The sequence below is a fragment of the Bradyrhizobium sp. NP1 genome, from assembly GCF_030378205.1.
Lineage (GTDB): Bacteria > Pseudomonadota > Alphaproteobacteria > Rhizobiales > Xanthobacteraceae > Bradyrhizobium.
In genome coordinates this window covers 7,324,842-7,340,949 of the sequence record NZ_CP127385.1, presented here as the reverse complement: position 1 = coordinate 7,340,949, position 16,108 = coordinate 7,324,842, and the positions used below count along the sequence as shown (strand labels likewise).

General features: G+C 65.4%; 17 protein-coding genes and 1 tRNA gene. 7 read left to right on the top strand and 11 right to left on the bottom strand.

Annotated features, from left to right (window positions below; translation table 11 throughout):
* Window positions 1-58: 58 nt before the first annotated feature.
* The 9 genes from dapD to rpmH form a co-directional block, all read right to left on the bottom strand.
* Window positions 59-904: a 2,3,4,5-tetrahydropyridine-2,6-dicarboxylate N-succinyltransferase gene (gene dapD / locus QOU61_RS35395; protein ID WP_289655801.1), complete on the bottom strand. Its 846-nt coding sequence runs from the start codon at window positions 902-904 to the stop codon at window positions 59-61.
* Window positions 905-1,107: 203 nt separating this feature from the next.
* Window positions 1,108-1,806: a pyrimidine 5'-nucleotidase gene (locus tag QOU61_RS35390; protein ID WP_289655800.1), complete on the bottom strand. Its 699-nt coding sequence runs from the start codon at window positions 1,804-1,806 to the stop codon at window positions 1,108-1,110.
* A 142-nt stretch (window positions 1,807-1,948) separates the two neighbouring features.
* Window positions 1,949-2,989 (bottom strand): DUF1036 domain-containing protein, encoded by a 1,041-nt coding sequence (locus QOU61_RS35385; protein ID WP_289655799.1) that lies wholly within the window; start codon window positions 2,987-2,989, stop codon window positions 1,949-1,951.
* Window positions 2,990-3,012: 23 nt separating this feature from the next.
* On the bottom strand, window positions 3,013-3,909 hold the full coding sequence (gene argB / locus QOU61_RS35380; RefSeq protein WP_289655798.1) for an acetylglutamate kinase: 897 nt from the start codon (window positions 3,907-3,909) through the stop codon (window positions 3,013-3,015).
* Between the two features lie 63 nt (window positions 3,910-3,972).
* A complete protein-coding gene (locus QOU61_RS35375; RefSeq protein WP_289655797.1) occupies window positions 3,973-4,347 on the bottom strand; it encodes a DUF423 domain-containing protein in 375 nt (124 codons plus the stop codon).
* Complete coding sequence (yihA, locus tag QOU61_RS35370; RefSeq protein ID WP_289655796.1) at window positions 4,344-4,997, bottom strand: ribosome biogenesis GTP-binding protein YihA/YsxC; 654 nt, start codon at window positions 4,995-4,997, stop codon at window positions 4,344-4,346. Before yihA ends, QOU61_RS35375 begins: the two co-directional genes overlap by 4 nt.
* 156 nt (window positions 4,998-5,153) lie before the next feature.
* A complete protein-coding gene (gene yidC, locus QOU61_RS35365) occupies window positions 5,154-7,016 on the bottom strand; it encodes a membrane protein insertase YidC (protein ID WP_289655795.1) in 1,863 nt (620 codons plus the stop codon).
* Between the two features lie 60 nt (window positions 7,017-7,076).
* Window positions 7,077-7,433: a ribonuclease P protein component gene (gene rnpA / locus QOU61_RS35360; RefSeq protein WP_289655794.1), complete on the bottom strand. Its 357-nt coding sequence runs from the start codon at window positions 7,431-7,433 to the stop codon at window positions 7,077-7,079.
* A gap of 27 nt (window positions 7,434-7,460) precedes the next feature.
* The gene (rpmH, locus tag QOU61_RS35355; protein ID WP_008542748.1) at window positions 7,461-7,595 is read right to left on the bottom strand and encodes a 50S ribosomal protein L34; all 135 of its coding nucleotides are present in this window, start codon (window positions 7,593-7,595) and stop codon (window positions 7,461-7,463) included.
* Between the two features lie 349 nt (window positions 7,596-7,944).
* Here rpmH and QOU61_RS35350 point away from each other — a divergent pair, with 349 nt between their 5' ends.
* Together QOU61_RS35350 and QOU61_RS35345 are read left to right on the top strand one after the other, a co-directional pair.
* Window positions 7,945-9,423, top strand: coding sequence for a sensor histidine kinase (locus QOU61_RS35350; protein ID WP_289655793.1), 1,479 nt, complete (start codon window positions 7,945-7,947; stop codon window positions 9,421-9,423).
* A 236-nt stretch (window positions 9,424-9,659) separates the two neighbouring features.
* Window positions 9,660-9,736 (top strand) — tRNA-Arg (locus QOU61_RS35345).
* Window positions 9,737-9,815: 79 nt separating this feature from the next.
* Here the strand turns inward: QOU61_RS35345 and QOU61_RS35340 are convergent.
* Both QOU61_RS35340 and QOU61_RS35335 read right to left on the bottom strand, forming a co-directional pair.
* Window positions 9,816-10,235: a CBS domain-containing protein gene (locus QOU61_RS35340; protein ID WP_289655792.1), complete on the bottom strand. Its 420-nt coding sequence runs from the start codon at window positions 10,233-10,235 to the stop codon at window positions 9,816-9,818.
* Window positions 10,236-10,416: 181 nt separating this feature from the next.
* A complete protein-coding gene (locus QOU61_RS35335) occupies window positions 10,417-11,115 on the bottom strand; it encodes a GntR family transcriptional regulator (protein WP_289655791.1) in 699 nt (232 codons plus the stop codon).
* Between the two features lie 304 nt (window positions 11,116-11,419).
* Between QOU61_RS35335 and QOU61_RS35330 the strand changes: the two genes are divergently transcribed.
* The 5 genes from QOU61_RS35330 to QOU61_RS35310 are packed head-to-tail and all read left to right on the top strand — an operon-like array spanning window position 11,420 to window position 16,104.
* Window positions 11,420-13,144: an FAD-binding protein gene (locus tag QOU61_RS35330; RefSeq protein ID WP_289655790.1), complete on the top strand. Its 1,725-nt coding sequence runs from the start codon at window positions 11,420-11,422 to the stop codon at window positions 13,142-13,144.
* Window positions 13,145-13,148: 4 nt separating this feature from the next.
* Window positions 13,149-13,502, top strand: coding sequence for a 2Fe-2S iron-sulfur cluster-binding protein (locus tag QOU61_RS35325; protein ID WP_289655789.1), 354 nt, complete (start codon window positions 13,149-13,151; stop codon window positions 13,500-13,502).
* 30 nt (window positions 13,503-13,532) lie between these two features.
* The gene (fdxA, locus tag QOU61_RS35320; protein ID WP_289655788.1) at window positions 13,533-13,868 is read left to right on the top strand and encodes a ferredoxin FdxA; all 336 of its coding nucleotides are present in this window, start codon (window positions 13,533-13,535) and stop codon (window positions 13,866-13,868) included.
* A gap of 32 nt (window positions 13,869-13,900) precedes the next feature.
* Window positions 13,901-14,722 (top strand): creatininase family protein, encoded by an 822-nt coding sequence (locus tag QOU61_RS35315; protein ID WP_289655787.1) that lies wholly within the window; start codon window positions 13,901-13,903, stop codon window positions 14,720-14,722.
* Window positions 14,723-14,760: 38 nt separating this feature from the next.
* Window positions 14,761-16,104 (top strand): FAD-dependent oxidoreductase, encoded by a 1,344-nt coding sequence (locus tag QOU61_RS35310; protein WP_289655786.1) that lies wholly within the window; start codon window positions 14,761-14,763, stop codon window positions 16,102-16,104.
* Window positions 16,105-16,108 lie beyond the last annotated feature (4 nt).

Here is a 16,108-nt window from a genome sequence, read left to right as displayed (position 1 = left end):
TCAGCTCTCCCTTGCGGGGTTCCGGATATTGGTCGCGTCCCGGCGTTGGCCGGTTCGATCAGTCGCGTAACAGCTCGTTGATGCTGGTCTTGGCGCGGGTGCGCTCATCGACCCGCTTGACGATCACGGCGCAGGCCGTGGAGGGGCCCATCTGGCCGTTTTTCAGCGGCTTTCCGGGCAGCGCGCCGGGCACCACGACCGAATATTCCGGCACCTCGCCGATGAAGGTCTCGCCGGTCTCGCGGTCGACGATCTTGGTGGACGCGCCCAGGAACACGCCCATCGCGAGCACCGCGCCCTTGCGCACGATCACGCCTTCGGCGACTTCCGAGCGCGCGCCGATGAAGCAGTCGTCCTCGACGATCACGGGTTCCGCCTGCAGCGGCTCGAGTACGCCGCCGATGCCGACGCCGCCGGAGATGTGGACGCGCTTGCCGATCTGGGCGCAGGAGCCGACGGTGGACCAGGTGTCGACCATGGTCGCCTCATCGACATAGGCGCCGAGATTGACGAAGGAGGGCATCAGCACGACGTTTCGCGCGATGAAGGCGGAGCGGCGCACGATCGCGCCGGGCACGGCGCGGAAGCCGGCGTCACGAAAGCGGTTCTCGCCCCAGCCGTCGAACTTCGAGGGCACCTTGTCCCACCACGAGGCCTTGCCGGGACCGCCCGCGATCGCGGTCATGTCGTTGAGGCGGAACGACAGCAGCACGGCCTTCTTCAGCCACTGATTGACCTTCCATTTGCCGCTGGCTTCGCGCTCCGCGACGCGGGCCTCACCCTTGTCAAGCAGCTCGAGCGCACTGTCGACGGCCTCGCGGACCTCGCCCTTGGTCGCGGCGGAGATGCCGTCGCGCGCCTCGAAGGCGGCATTGACGGTGGATTCGAGGCTGGCGAGAGACATCGGGGTTTCCTCTGGCGGAAGGCGCTTGGCGGACGAACGGGACGCTTTTTCGGAATTTGGGGGAGCGGAGTCAAGGCTGGGTCGCGGTCATCACCCGCGAAAGCGGGTGATCCAGTATTCCAGAAGCGGTAGTGATTGAGCTGCGGCAGTGCGGCGTACTGGATACCCCGCTTTCGCGGGGTATGACGGGAGTAAGCGGAACGTCAGCTCGCCTGCTGCTTCGTCAGCCGCTGCAAGAATCCGGTCAGATCGTCGGTGACATGATCGACATGGGAGGCGCCGCGGCCCTCCAGCTCCCAATCCTCGCGCACGACTTCCCTGGAGCCGTCAGGCACCACCAGCACGGTCGTCATGCCGAGCTCATGCGGCACCACGAGGTTGCGCGCGAGGTCCTCGAACATCGCCGCGCGCGTGGGATCAACCTGGTGCAGGTCGAGAAACCGCCGGTAGGTCTGCGGTGCCGGCTTCGGCTCGAGCTCGGCGGCGATGATGTCGAACACCGCCTCGAAATGACCCGTCAGGCCGAGCCGCTCCAGCACCTTGCCGACATGATCGGTCGAGCCGTTGGTGAGGATCAGCTTGCGGCCGGGCAGCTCGGCGATCGCCGCGCCCATCGCGGGGTTGGGCTCGAGCGGCGAGTGGTCGATCTTGTGGACATAGGCGAGGTAGTCGTCGGCGCGCACGCCGTGCTCGGTCATCATGCCGCGCATGGTGGTGCCGTAGCGGCGATAATAGTCCTTCTGGATCAGCCGCGCCTCTTCCGGTGAGATCTTCAGCCAGGCGCTGACGAACTCGCCGATCCGCGCATCGACCTGCTGCCACAGATTGACGTGATGCGGATAGAGCGTGTTGTCGAGGTCGAACACCCAGGTGTCGATGTGGGTGAAGGAGCGGGGTTTCATGGCGTCCCTCCGGCTGTCATGCCCGCGCAGGCGGGCATGCAGTACGCCGCGGCCTTGGAGCGAAGCACTGATGTCTCGGAGTACTGGATCACCCGCTTTCGCGGGTGATGACGAGTTGGGGTGAGGCGAGACTTGAACATCATCACGGCATCGCAAATCGCAGCGTCTTGCCGCCGCCCGACATGTCGACGGCCGAAAAACCGGTGGCGGCAAAACCGCGGCTCGCGCAATCGCCCTGTTCGTTGGTCTCGAACTTGCTCTCGCGGGTGCAGAGCGGTGTCGGGCCGCCCCAGTTCAGCGGCTTGTCCTTGTAGCGGACGGTGCGGTTCTCGGCATCGACGGCTTCGGCGAAGCTGAAGATCTGTCTGGGCTGGCCGGCCACGTCAGGATGCAGGCATTTGCCGGGATCGATCCGGTACCAGCCGCGGCTCACCACGCTCTTGCCGTCATCGGTCGCAACCGCCGCCATCACCTTGTGCGGGGTGTCGTTGCACCAGGTCAGCCCGGTCGGCGAGGGCGACTGCACCGCGTCGATCATGGTGGAGAAGAAGTTCGGCGACTGCACGATGTCGGCCGCGAGCCCGCGGCTCTTCAGGAAAGCCGCCAGCGCACCTTGCGTCTTCGGACCGTCGACGCCGTCGATCGGGGCTGCGTCATAGCCCGCGATCACGAGCAGCCGCTGGATGCCGGCGAGCCGCGCCTGCTCGTCGTCATATTCGGAGTCTTCCGCGAGATAGGCGACGAGGTTGCCGTCGTCGGTCTGGGTCGGCGTGATCTGGGTGAAGGGTGCCGGCGTCTGGCCGGGGCGGCACTGCCGCGCCGCCGCGATGACGAAATTGTCCGAGGCGACGCACAGCGTGTCGCTGCCGTTCTGCGGGATCGGCGAGGTGCCGTAGAGGCCGAGCGCCCGCGCATGCAGGAGGATACGGTCGGCCGCGAGCCGGCCCTGCAGCACCACGCGGCAGGCGGCGGGGTCGATGCGGAACCAGCCGCGCGTCGCGGTCGCCGACTTGTCGTCGATGCCGATCGCGGCTTCGACCACGTAGCTCATGCGGTTGCAGAATTTCAAATCGGCGAAGGCCGGCGCGGAGGAGGCAATGAACGAAGCCACGGCCGCCGGCAGCGCGAGCGCCGTGCGCGCCGCATACCGCCGCCACCGGGAGGCGGAGCGGCGCCCGGACATGCCCGGCGATCGTGTCGCGCTCGTCACTTGTGGATCAGCGTGCCGGTACCTTGGTTGGTGAAGAGTTCCAGCAGCACCGCGTGCTGCATCTTGCCGTCGATGATGACGACGCCCTGCACGCCCTGCTCCAGCGCATAGATGCAGGTCTCGACCTTGGGGATCATGCCGCCGGAGATCGTGCCGTCGGCGATCAGCTTGCGCGCGTCCTTGATCGACAGGTCGGGAATGAGCTTCTTCGACTTGTCGAGCACGCCGGGCACGTCGGTCAAAAGCAAAAGCCGCTTGGCCTTGAGCGCGCCGGCCACCGCACCGGCGAAGGTGTCGGCGTTGATGTTCAGCGTCTGGCCGTGCTGCGAGGTCGCAAGCGGCGCCAGCACCGGGATCAGCTCATAGCCGATCAGCTGGTTGAGCAGGGTGAGGTCGACCTTTTCCGGCTCGCCGACGAAGCCGAGATCGATCGTCTTCTCGATGTTGGAGCCGGGATCGATCATGGTGCGCGTCGTCTTCGACGCCTTCACCATGTTGCCGTCCTTGCCGGAGAGGCCCACGGCCTTGCCGCCGGCCTCGTTGATGTAGCCGACGAGCTGCTTGTTGACGGAGCCGGCGAGCACCATCTCGACGATCTCGATGGTGGCGGCGTCGGTGATGCGAAGGCCGGCGGCGAATTCGGACTCGATGCCGAGCCGCTTCAGCATGGTGGCGATCTGCGGTCCGCCGCCGTGCACCACGACCGGATTGATCGCGGTCTGCTCCAACAGCACGATGTCGCGCGCGAATGCTTTCGCTGTGTCCTCCGCGCCCATGGCGTGCCCGCCATATTTGATGACGATGGTCTCTTCGTCATACTCCTGCATGTGAGGCAGCGCCTCGGAGAGGATGCGGGCCTGATCGAGCGGAGTGATGTGGGACGCGTCGGTCATGAAGCGGTCTCTCGGTCGAAAAACTCGCCGCGTTTCTATCTGATTGGCGTCAGCAGCGCAAAATTATTGGGCGCGGTTCGGCCAGGCGGCCGCGACCGCAAGCGCCAGCCAGCTCGCGATCAGCAGCGTGCCGCCGGTGGGGGCGGCCATCGGAAACAGGCCGTGGCTGGCGAATTGGCGCAAGGTGAGGTCGCCGGCGAACAGGCTTGCTGCGACCACGAAGCCGGAGCCGGCCGCAAGGCCGATCCTGGCATGGACGGTGCCGCGGGCAAGAAGCGCCGCGGTCGCGAGCACCGCGCTGGCGTGAAACAGCAGCATCGAGGAGGCCGCGGCAAGCCGGGAGGCGTCGGCAAGGTGCGCGCCTGCGGCCGCGAGGATGACGCCGTCGCCGCCCATGATGGCGGCGAGCACGATCAGGATCCGCAGCGCCGCGCTCATGCCCGGCGTTCCTCCAGGAGCCGCACGATCGCTGCGCGCAGCTCGGCGATCCCCGATCCGGTGCGCGAGGAGGTCGCAAGCACGTCAGGAAAGGCGGCCGGATGTTTCGCAAGTGCTGTGGCGGTGTCCGCGCGACACGCCTCGAGCCCGGCGGCCTTGACCTGGTCGGCCTTGGTCAGCACGACCTGGTAGCTCACGGCCGCGCGATCGAGCGTCTTGAAGACGTCGAGGTCGACCTCTTTAAGGCCGTGGCGGGCGTCGATCAGCACATAGACCCGGGCGAGGCTGGCGCGGCCAAGCAGGAATTTGTGGATCAGCGCGGTCCAGGATGCGACCTTGGTCTTGGGGGCTGAAGCATAGCCGTAGCCGGGCATGTCGACGAGCCGCAGGCCGCCTCGCGCGGGCGCCTCGAAGAAGATCAGCTCCTGGGTGCGGCCCGGCGTGTGCGAGGTGCGCGCCAGATTGTTGCGGCCGGTCAGCGCATTGATGAGGGAGGACTTGCCGACATTGGAGCGGCCGGCGAAGGCGATCTCGGTCGCGCCCATCGGCGGCAGCGTCTCGATCGAAGGGGAGGCGTAGACGAACTGCCAGTCGCCGGCGAATAATTTCCGCCCTTCTTCGATCAGGTCAGCATCGATGTCGGCGGTCATGCGAAGGTTTTCCGCTGCTCCATGGTCGGGCTAAAGCGCGAAGCGCGTCTTCGCAATTCCCCCGGCCATCCACGTCTTCGCCTTGGGTTATCCTCTAAGACGTGGATGCCCGGCACAAGGCCGGGCATGACGAATGAGAGAACCCGAGCGGTCGCCTTACGTCTTCGATTCCGCCTTCTTCGGCATGAAGGTGGACTTGAGGTTGTCGAACAATTCCACCTTCACGCCGTTGCGGCGCATGATGAAGCTCTGCTGCAGCACCGAGAGCAGGTTATTCCAAGCCCAGTAGATCACGAGGCCGGCCGGGAAGCCCGCGAGCATGAAGGTGAAGATCAGCGGCATCCAGTCGAAGATCATCTTCTGCGTCGGATCCGGCGGCGTCGGGTTCAGCTTCATCTGGAACCACATCGTGATGCCCATGATGATCGGCCAGATGCCGAGCGCGAGGTAGTGCCCGAACAGCGGAAGCTGGGTCGGGTCGAAGTGGAGCAGCCCGAACAGTGTGAACAGGTTGGTCGGGTCGGGCGCCGAGAGATCCTTGATCCAGCCGTAGAACGGCGCGTGGCGCATCTCGATGGTGACGAACAGCACCTTGTAGAGCGAGAAGAACACCGGGATCTGCAAGGCGACCGGAAGACAGCCCGCGATCGGGTTGATCTTCTCCTTCTTGTAGATCTCCATCATCTCCTGCTGCTGCTTCACCCGGTCGTCGGGATAGCGCTCCTTGAGCGCCTGAAGCTGCGGCTGCACCGACTTCATCTTCGCCATCGAGGCGTAGGACTTGTTGGCGAGCGGGAAGAACAGCAGCTTCACCAGCACGGTGACGAGCAGGATGGCGATGCCGAAATTGCCGAACAGGCGATAGAAGAAGTCGAGCGCCAGGAACATCGGCTTGGTGATGAAGTAGAACCAGCCCCAGTCGATCAGAAGATCGAAATGGTTCAGCGAAAGCTGCTTGTTGTAGCCGCCGAAGCCGGCCAGCGGGAAGTTGATGCCGACCACGCTCGCTTCCTTGGCGCCGGCGAACAGCCGCGCATTGGCGCTGCCGGTGCCGCCGATCGCGATCGTCTGCGCGTCCTGCAGATAGTCGGTCTGGTAGGTCCTGACCGTGCCGACAAGGTTCGAGGAGAAGCGTGCCTGCAGGTGCGCATTGATGTCCGGCAGCAGCGCGGACGCCCAGTATTTGTCGGTGATGCCGAGCCAGCCGTTGGTGACGCTGAAGGCGACCTGCTTGGCGTCGTCGATCTTCTTGTAGGCGTATTCCTGCAGGCCCTGGTCGCCGAGATAGCCGATCAGGCCTTCGTGCAGGATGTAGTAGCCGGAAACCTGCGGCGTGCCGTGCCGCGAGATCAGCGCGAACGGGTAGAGCGTGACCGGCGCGCTGCCGACATTGGTCACCTCGTCCTTGATGGTGAAGAGGTAGCGGTCGTCGATCGCGATGGTGCGGCGGAAGGTCAGGCCCTCGCCATTGTCATATTTCAGCGTCACCGGGCTCGACGGCGTCAGGTTGCCGGAACCCTCCTGCTGCCACATCGTGTTCTGGTCGGGCAGCCGCGCCGTGGAGCCCGTTGCCGGCACCCAGCCGAACTCGGCGTAATAGGGCGCCGCCGTGCCCGAGGGCGAATACAGGACGATCGCCGGCGAGTTCGGGTCGACGGTGTCGCGGAACTGGACCAGCGAGAGGTCGTCGACCCGCGCGCCCTTCAGCGAGATGCTGCCCGACAGGCGCGGGGTGTCGATCTTGACCCGCGGCGTGGCGGCGATGGCGGCGGCACGGTCGACCACCGGCGCTGCGGATGCAGCCGGCGCCGCCGGCGCATTGGCGGCGGGCGCTGGCGCCGCACCGGTCTGCGGTGGATTGGCGGGGGTTGGCGCGGGCGCCTGCTTGGTCAGTTCGGACTGCAGCTGGCTTTGCGCGCGCTGCTTTTCCATCTGCGGGATGTTGTAGAAATATTGCCAGGCGATCAGCACGAGGCCGGACAGAATGATCGCGAGGATGGTGTTGCGATTATCGCTCATCGAAAACTCTCGTCCTTCATCCGGCCTGATCGGCCGGGGCTGATTTGTCCAGGTATTTCTCTAGGTCCTGGCGTCGCTGCGCCTGGTTTCGGGCTGCCGGTCGATGCGATGGAACGCGCTGCGCAGTTCGTCGAGCATGGCCTCGAAGTCGCGACTGAGCGCGGCACGGCGGCCGACTAGCACATAATCATGGTGAGGTCGCATGGCTATGACATCGAGCCGCTTCACCAATTCGCGAAGCCGGCGCCGGATGCGGTTGCGCTCGGTCGCGGTGCCGTTCTTCCTGGTGACGGTGAAGCCGATCCGAACCGGCCCATTGTCGTCGCGGCGGCGGCCCTGCAGCGCGAAGGCCGCCGTGCTGACCCGCGCGCCACTGGCAACGGCGAGAAAGTCTGCCCGCCGCCTCAGCCGATCCATGGCTTGAATCTCCGGAAGTCGCCCGGCTCAGGCGCTCAGTCGCTTGCGACCCCGCGCACGGCGTGCGGCGAGAACCTTGCGGCCACCGGCGGTGGCGAGACGGGCGCGGAAACCGTGGCGGCGCTTGCGCACCAGTTTGCTGGGTTGATAAGTCCGCTTCACGGGTCCTTCTCCGCTGAGGGGGCAATTTGCCGCTGAATTGAGATCAGTCCGGTGATGCTGGCCGACCCAAAAGGCCGTTCCGGCCCCGATGGGCCGCCTCCGGACAGTTGGCGCGGCTTATAAGGGAGCGCCCCGTTTTCGTCAATGTCGCGGACTGTCCGGGGCGACCTTCTTTGAAACGTCGCAATTAGAGTGAATATATTGAAGTTTCCGGGGTTTTTTAGAGGCGCGGATAGCAGCTCCGGCTCTTCCATCCTAGATCAGGGAATGAGCCGACATTAGCGATCCGTAATTTGACCGGCTCGGGGGTGAAACGCATCCTCACTGGTAGCGACGAAGGGCCGTCATCGTGTCATTGACCGACGCACAGCCGACCGAGAACGGGCCGCGCGCGAAGCCGTCGCGCCGTCTTGGCCTTTCCGGCAAGCTCCTGCTGCTCACGATCCCGCTGGTCATGATCGCGGGAATGCTGATTTACGTGCCCGCGATCGCGAACTTCCGGATCAACCGGCTCAACGACCGCCTTGCGGCCGCCAACACCGCGGCGCTGGTGCTCGACGCCGCTCCCTCGGGGATGGTTCCGGATTCGCTGGCCCGGCAGATCCTCACCAGCATCGGGGCGCGCGCGGTGGCCATCAAGATGGGCCAGCAGCGCCGCCTGCTCGCCAGCGCCGACCTGCCGGCCTCGATCGACCACGACATCGACATGCGCACCATGACGGTGTGGCGGGCCATCATCGGTTCCTTCGAGATGATGCTGGAAACCGGCAACCAGTCGATCCGGGTGATCGGGCCGGCGCCCGGCGGGGCGCAATTCATCGAGACCGTGATCGACGAATTGCCGCTGCGCCAGTCGATGTACCGCTTTTCCCGCAATCTGCTGTTGGTCTCATTGGGGATCGCGATGCTGACCGCGGCGCTGGTCTATCTCGCGCTGCATTTCCTGTTCGTGCGGCCGATGCGGCGGCTGACCGCCAGCGTTGCCGCGTTCCACGACGATCCCGAGAATGCCGCGCGGATCATCGTGCCGAGCCAGCGCGGCGACGAGATCGGGGTCGCCGAGCGCGAGCTTGCCGACATGCAGCGCGACCTCGTCTCGATGCTGCATCAGAAGAGCCGGCTGGCGGCTCTGGGGCTCGCGGTCTCGAAGATCAACCACGACCTGCGCAACCTGCTCGCCTCCTCGCAATTGCTGTCGGACCAGCTCGCCAGCGTGCCCGACCCGCGGGTGCAGCGCTTTGCGCCCAAGCTGATGCGTTCGCTGGAGCGGGCGATCGCCTTCTGCCAGTCGACGCTGTCCTATGGCAGGGCGCAGGAGGCCGCGCCCGATCGTCGCATGATCCTGCTGGAACCCGTCGTGACCGAAGTCCGCGAGACCGCGGGGCTTGCCAACGACGCCTCCATCACCTGGATCAGCGCCATCGAGCGGGGCTTTGCGGTCGATGCCGATCCGGATCAGCTGTTCCGCGTGCTCCTCAACCTGGTGCGCAACGCGGCCCAGGCGCTGGAAGGCAATCCGCGCAGCGACACCGGCACCATGCAGATCCGCATCACCGGGCGGCGCGAGGGCGCGGTCGCGATCCTGGAAGTCTCGGACACCGGGCCCGGCGTGCCGGCGAAAGCGCGCGAGCACCTGTTCGAGGCGTTCCAGACCTCCAGCCGACCCGGGGGCAGCGGACTCGGGCTTGCGATCGCAGCCGAGCTCGTCCGCGCCCATGGCGGCGATATCCATCTGGTCGAGGGCACCATCGGCGCCACCTTCCGGATCGTGATTCCGGACCGGCCGGTGGAACTCCTGAGCGTTCGCAACGAGCGGGCACGGGCGTAGGCGCCGCTTCGCCGTTCCGGCGCGGCGGATGAGCGGCGAGCACGGATATCCTTGTAATGACAGAGGATTTTGCGAAGGACGTGGGCGCGTGCCTGCGCTGGGGCGGCACGAGCCGAGATGCGACGGCGGACCTTGCAAAGCGAGGCGGAAGCCGGTAGCTAGAGCGCTCTTTCGCGGCCATCCGAGCCTTGTCGGATGCAATCGGGCCTTGCGGCCCCATATGGTCTGCGGAAAACGCGCCCGTAGCTCAGCTGGATAGAGCATCAGACTACGAATCTGAGGGTCGGACGTTCGAATCGTTCCGGGCGCGCCATTCGTCTTCGGCAGCGTTTGTTTCAGGCCGCGGTGCGGGCCGGTCTGCCTGACGTTTCCGCAACAGAGCCGGCCTCGCCTCAGTGGTGCGCCGACACGCCTTTCACGCATCCGGACACGAGATCGGCGGCGGCATATTGACCGACGTCGCCCAGGCTGATCATGCCGACCATCCGCTTGCTCTTGTTGATCACGGGCAGCCTGCGGATCTTCAGCGTCTCCATGTGATGAACTGCCTTGGCCAGATCATCGTCGTCGCGGCAGCAGTGGATACCTTCCGTCATGACATCCCGCGCCGTCGTGCGCGCCGCGCTGAAGTCTTTGCTCGCGAGACCTTTGCAGACGATGTCGCGATCCGTCACCATCCCGATCAGCCGATCGTTCTCCCCGATCGGAATGCAGCCGACGTCGTGTCCCTGCATCAGTTTGGCGATCTCGGTGATTGGGGTGTCGGGGCTTACCCAATCGACTCCCTTGTGCATCACGTCCCTGACTTTCATGGAGGACCTCCGTTACAACGCCGCAGCCCCCACTCGCTCGACTATACAACAGACCGGGCGCGGTCGCACGCGCGCCGCGTGCAAGCGCGCGTGAGCGGCGTGATGCTGGATGTGTTGTGCCGCCGCCAAAGGCAATGCGGGTCGCGCATCAAGCCAGGCCGCGGCAAACGGGAGCGTACTACTAGATCGGCGCGATGTTGGTGTTGCTCAGATTGGTGTGCCGGATGATGCCATCGATCACCAGGGTGCGGACCGTATTGATATGGGCGACGGTGATGTCGCGGGCGCGCGCCTTGTCGTTCTTGAGCAATGCCTCGATCAGCCCGTCGTGCTCGCGGTTGAGCTCCTCGGGGCGTTCGCGCAGCACGAAGCCGAGATGCAGCAGGCGGGTCATTTCGTCGATGATCTGCGATAGTGCCGCCGCAAGCCGCGAGTTGCCGGAGCAGCGCGCGATCTCCATGTGGAAATCCCGGTTGGCCTCGACAAAGCGCGCTTCGCTCGCGGTGTCGCCGGGCACGTAGCCGGCGGCGCATCTGGCGTTCAGCCGCCGCAGCCTGGCCTCGTCGACATTGCCGCAGGCCTTTTCCATAGCCACCGGCTCGAGCAGCATCCGCAGCTCGAACACCTCCTTGACCGATTGCAGCGTCACCGGCGCGATGAGATGCCCCGAGCGCGGAATCGGAATCACGTAACCTTCCTGCGCGAGCCGCGAGAGCGCCTGGCGGATGGGCGCTTTGCCGAAGCCGTACAGTTCGGTCAGCCTGCCCTCGCTGACTTCCTCGCCGGGCGAGAGGCGGCACCACACGATGTCATGCTTGATCTGGTCGAACGCCCGTTCGTTCAGCGCCTGCTTGGGGCGGCCTCCCGCATTTGCACGCATCGTTCCCTCCTGCGCGGCATCTCCGCTTCCGGCGCGATCAGGCATGATGCGGAAAAGCGGGCACCGGCTTTCCGAAGACATCATGCCAAATCGAGGAGCCAAAGCGCGATAGCGATGCAGCCTGAAGCCGTCGCGCTCTGGTTCGTTCCCCCGTTTTCCCTATCCAACCTGATTCCTGACGCCGCGGCGCGGCTGTCCTGCCGGCCGCGCGTTTCCCGAGATCGTCGTGCTACAACATTTCAGATAGATAGAATTGACATGTCAAGAGATGTTATCTAACACGCCCTAGCGACGGGAGGCGAAAATGCCGGATATTGTGACAGATGTTCTGGTGGTTGGGGCGGGCGCCGCAGGCATGTCGGCGGCGATGGCCGCAGCCAGGGCCGGCGCATCGGTGCTGCTGGTCGACAAGAGCCTCGTCGGCCGCGGTGGCGCGACCATCATGGCGCAGATGACTGTCGCGGCCGCTCTGGGCGAGCAGGATGCCGACGACTGGACCCGCCATCTCGCCGATACGCTCAAGGCTGGCCGCGGACTCTGCAACGAGGGGCTGGCAGGAATTCTGTGCCGCGAAGCGCCGGATCGCATCCGGGAGCTCGATGGCTGGAAGGTGGGCTGGGCGCGCGATGCGGATGGCCGCATCAACGGCGTGCAGGCGCCAGGACACAGCGTTCGCCGCTGCGTCTATGTCGATTTCCTCGAGACCGGCACTGCGATCGCGCAGACGCTGCGCACCCAGGTGTCGCGGGTGAAGGCCGTCACGCGCGTCAGCGGCCTGTCGATCCGCGAACTGGTGCGACACAATGGACGCGTGGTCGGCGCCGTCGGCGTCAATCTCGACGACGGCCAGCGCGTCACGATCGCCGCCAAGGCGACCATCCTCGCCGCCGGCGGCCTGACCAAGCTGTTCCAGCGCAACAGCGCCTCGGCCAACATGAATGGCGATGCCTACGCGCTGGCGCTGCGGGCGGGCGCTGAACTGATCGACATGGAGTTTCCGCAGTTCTTCCCGATCGGACATCTCGCACCGCGGCTGGTCGGGATGGATCCGATCATGTGGGATCCGTTCCGTTACAAGCTCGGCGGACGCCTGCTGAACGGCCGCATGGAGGAATTCCTCGAAAATTACGGCCTGCAGGACGGCGGCGTGTACAGGGCGCCGCGCGACGTGACGGCTTACGCCATCGTCAAGGAAAACGAGGCGGGCCGCGGTTCGCCCGCCGGCGGCGCCTATCTCAGCTTCATGCATGTGCCGGAAGCCGACCTGCGCGCCGCCTTCGGTCCGATTATCGATCTTTTGGCCCGCAACGGCATCGATCTCACCAAACAATGCGTCGAGGTTGCGCCGATCGCGCACTATCACATGGGCGGAATCCGGGTGAACGCCGAGATGCAGAGCGGCGTGAGCGGCCTTTATGCCGCGGGCGAGGCCGTCGGCGGCGCCAATGGCGCCAACCGGCTTTCGGGCAACGCGTTGCCGGAGGCGCTGGTGTTCGGCGAGCGCGCCGGACGGTTCGCGGCCGCCGATGCCGCCAATCGCGCGCATGAATGGGACGACGCCGCGGCAGCACCGATCTTCGCCCTGATCGACGAGATCAGCGCGCGCGGCGAGGCCGGCACCAGTGGAGAAGGGGCGGGCACCACGCAGCTCTGGGCGGAGCTTCAGGCATTGATGTGGAGCAAGGTCGGCCTGTCGCGCACGGAAAAGTCCCTGCGCGAGGCGCTCGACAGGCTGCGCGCCATGCGCTCATCCGATCTCGCCAGCTTGAAGCTCAGCCCGGGCAAGCTGTTCAACACGACCGTCGAAGAATGGTTCGAGTTGCGCAATTCCCTGCACGTCGCGGAAATGATCGCGCTGGCTGCGCTCAATCGCAAGGAGAGCCGCGGCGCCCACCAGCGCCTCGACCATCCCGAGACCAAGACCGACTTCGAGCGCAATCAGATCCTGCACCTCGACGGTGATTCCATCGGTTCGCGGTGGATTCCGGTCGGGGACGCCGCCGCTTCCGCATCACTTCAGCCCAGGTAGTTCGATGACAGCTCTGGTCTCTCTCTCGGTCACGCGAGGAACGGAAGAAGCCGGTACTCGCGTTCAGCAATTCCAGGTCCCATTCGCGGAGGGAATGTCGGTCCTCGACGCGCTGATCTGGATTCGCGCCCATGAGGATCCGACGCTTGCCGTGCGTTACAGCTGCATCAACGCCAATGCCTGCAAGGAATGCTCGCTGATGGTCGATGGCGAGGTGACCTATGCCTGCACCGCGCGCCTGACGCCGGCGGGCGCCAAGGTCGAGCCCCTGGAGGGCAAGACGCTGATCCGCGATCTGGTGACGGACATCCTGCCCGCGAAGGAACATCTCGCAGCCGCGCTCAAGCCGCGGCGCTGAAGAACCGCTGCGCCAGCCAAGGAATTCCTCATGACCTTCGTCGTTACCGAATCCTGCATCCGGTGCAAGTTTCAGGACTGCCTGCAATCCTGCCCGGCGACCTGCTTCTACGAAGGCGAGAACATGCTCGTCATCAATCCGGAAGAGTGCATCGATTGCGGCGCCTGCGAGCCGGAGTGCCCGGCGGAAGCGATCATTCGCGACACCGTGGCCGGCGCCGAAAAGTGGGTCGCGTTCAACCGTCAATATGCGGCGGTGTGGCCGAAGATCCGCAAGCCCGGCGAGGTCCCCGAAGATGCCGAGGACTGGATCGGCGTCGAAGGCAAACTGGAAACCGAATTCAACCCCGCACCGGCTTCGCGCTGATCAAGGACAGCGGCATCCTCTGGGAGAGAAAAATGGCGAACAGCGTATGGCTCCACGAACTGACCTGGCCTGATATTGCGGAATATCTGAAGTCACAGGACCTCGTGATGGTGCCGATCGGCGCCACCGAACAGCACGGCCACCACACGCCGCTTCTGGTCGATACCGCCTGGGCCAGCGACGTCTCCGAGGCCGTGGCGCGCCAGGAGAAGGTGCTGGTCGCGCCGCCGATGCATTTCGGCTGGTCGCCGCACCATCTGGCCTATCCCGGCGGCATCACGCTGCGGCCGGAAACACTGACCCAGGTTGCCGTCGATATCGGCGAAAGCCTGATCTCGCACGGCTTCAAGAAGATCATCTTCGTCAACGGCAATCGCGTCGCCAACCTCCCGCCGCTGCAGATCGCGATGGCAAAGCTGCGCTTCAACACCGGCGCCTATGTGGCGATCATCGATACCCATCTGATCGCGCGCAAGGAAGTGTGCGAGGCCGCCGGCAACGGTCGCGACGCCTCGCACCACGCTGGAAATGTCGAGACCTCCTTCATGCTGCATGCGCATCCGGAACTGGTAAAGACCGACAAGATCATGAGCCTGCCGGACCATCCGCTTGCCGATTTCGCAAGCACCTTTCCGATGGACCCGCCGCTCGACCAGAACATCGCGTTCAGCCAGGCGACCGCGGCAGAGTTCTACAAGCGCACCGGGGGCCATGGCACCTATTCCAATCCGGGCGGCGCTTCCGCCGAGATCGGCCGGGCCGTGCTCGACGTCACCATCAAGCGCGCGGCGCAGTTCATCGCGCAGGTGAAGAAGCTCGAGGTGCAGTGCGAGCGCTGCCCGATTCCGATCTGACGCGGGATCGCTGAACGGATCGCAGGAAAGACGCTTGCATGGATCGCCCGGCCAACGATTCCCAGCCCAAATTCGCGGTCGTGGGTGCTGGCCCAGCAGGGTTCTATGCGGCCGAAGCGCTGGTCGCTGCGCATCCGACCAGCGCGGTCGATCTGATCGAGCGGCTGCCGACACCGTTCGGCCTGATCCGCTCGGGCGTTGCGCCCGACCATCAGACAACGAAGACGATCCAGGACACGTTCGAGGCGATTGCCCGGCTGCCGAACCTGCGGCTGGTCGGCAATGTTGCCGTTGACACGGACATTTCCATCGACGAGCTGACAGAGCTTTACGACGCGGTGGTGCTGGCCTGCGGCGCACCGCATGACGCGCCGCTCGATATTCCAGGCGGCAATCTTCCCGGCGTCTATGGCGCTTCGGAATTCGTCGGCTGGTACAACGCGCATCCGGACCATGCCGCGCTCGACCCGCGGCTTGACGGCGAAGCCGCCGTCATCATCGGCAACGGCAACGTGGCGATCGATGTCGCCCGCATCCTGTCGAAGGCGCCTTCGGAGCTTGCGGGCAGCGATATCGCCGATCACGCGCTGGATCGGCTGCGCGGTTCGCGGATTTCGGATGTCACCATCGCGGGACGAAGGGGGCCGCTCGACGCCAAGTTCACCACGATCGAGCTGGGCGAGCTTGGCGAATTGCGCGATGTCGTGGCGCTCGCCGAGCCGCAGCAGATTCCGCAATCCCTTGGTGACGGCCTGCCGCCGCGCGAACGGCGGGTAAAGGCAAAGAACCTCGAATGCTTCCAGGCGTTTGCAAGATCGGATGCGTCATCGGCCGCGCGCCGCATCCGTTTCCGCTTCCATGCCAGGCCGATACAAGTGCTGGGTCGCGACCGCGCCGAGGCGGTTCGCTTCGAGCGCACCGAGGTCAGGGACGGTCGGGTCGTGGGAAGCGGCGAGACGTTCGATGTCCCGTGCGGGCTTGTGGTCTCTGCGATCGGCTATCGCGCGCGGATGATCGGCGGCCTCGCCTTGGCCGAAAGCGGCGACCGCCTGCAGAATGTCGACGGCCGGATCGGCCCGGGGCTTTATGTCGTCGGCTGGCTCAAGCGCGGCCCCTCGGGCAAGATCGGCACCAACCGCGCTGACGGCGATGAGATTGCCGAGCGGATCCGGTCCGAAGTGGTGGCGGGCGGCAAGCCGGGATTCGTGGGTTTGGAAAAGATCCTGCGCGAGCGAGGTTTGCGCTGGACCGATTTCGCCGACTGGAAGCGCATTGAGGGCGCCGAGATCGCCGCCGCCCGTGCGGGATCACCGCGCCGCAAGTTTGCAAGCGTGCGCGAGATGCTCGCGCACTGCGCCAAGGTGCCGGAAGCGGTCGGCTGACGCG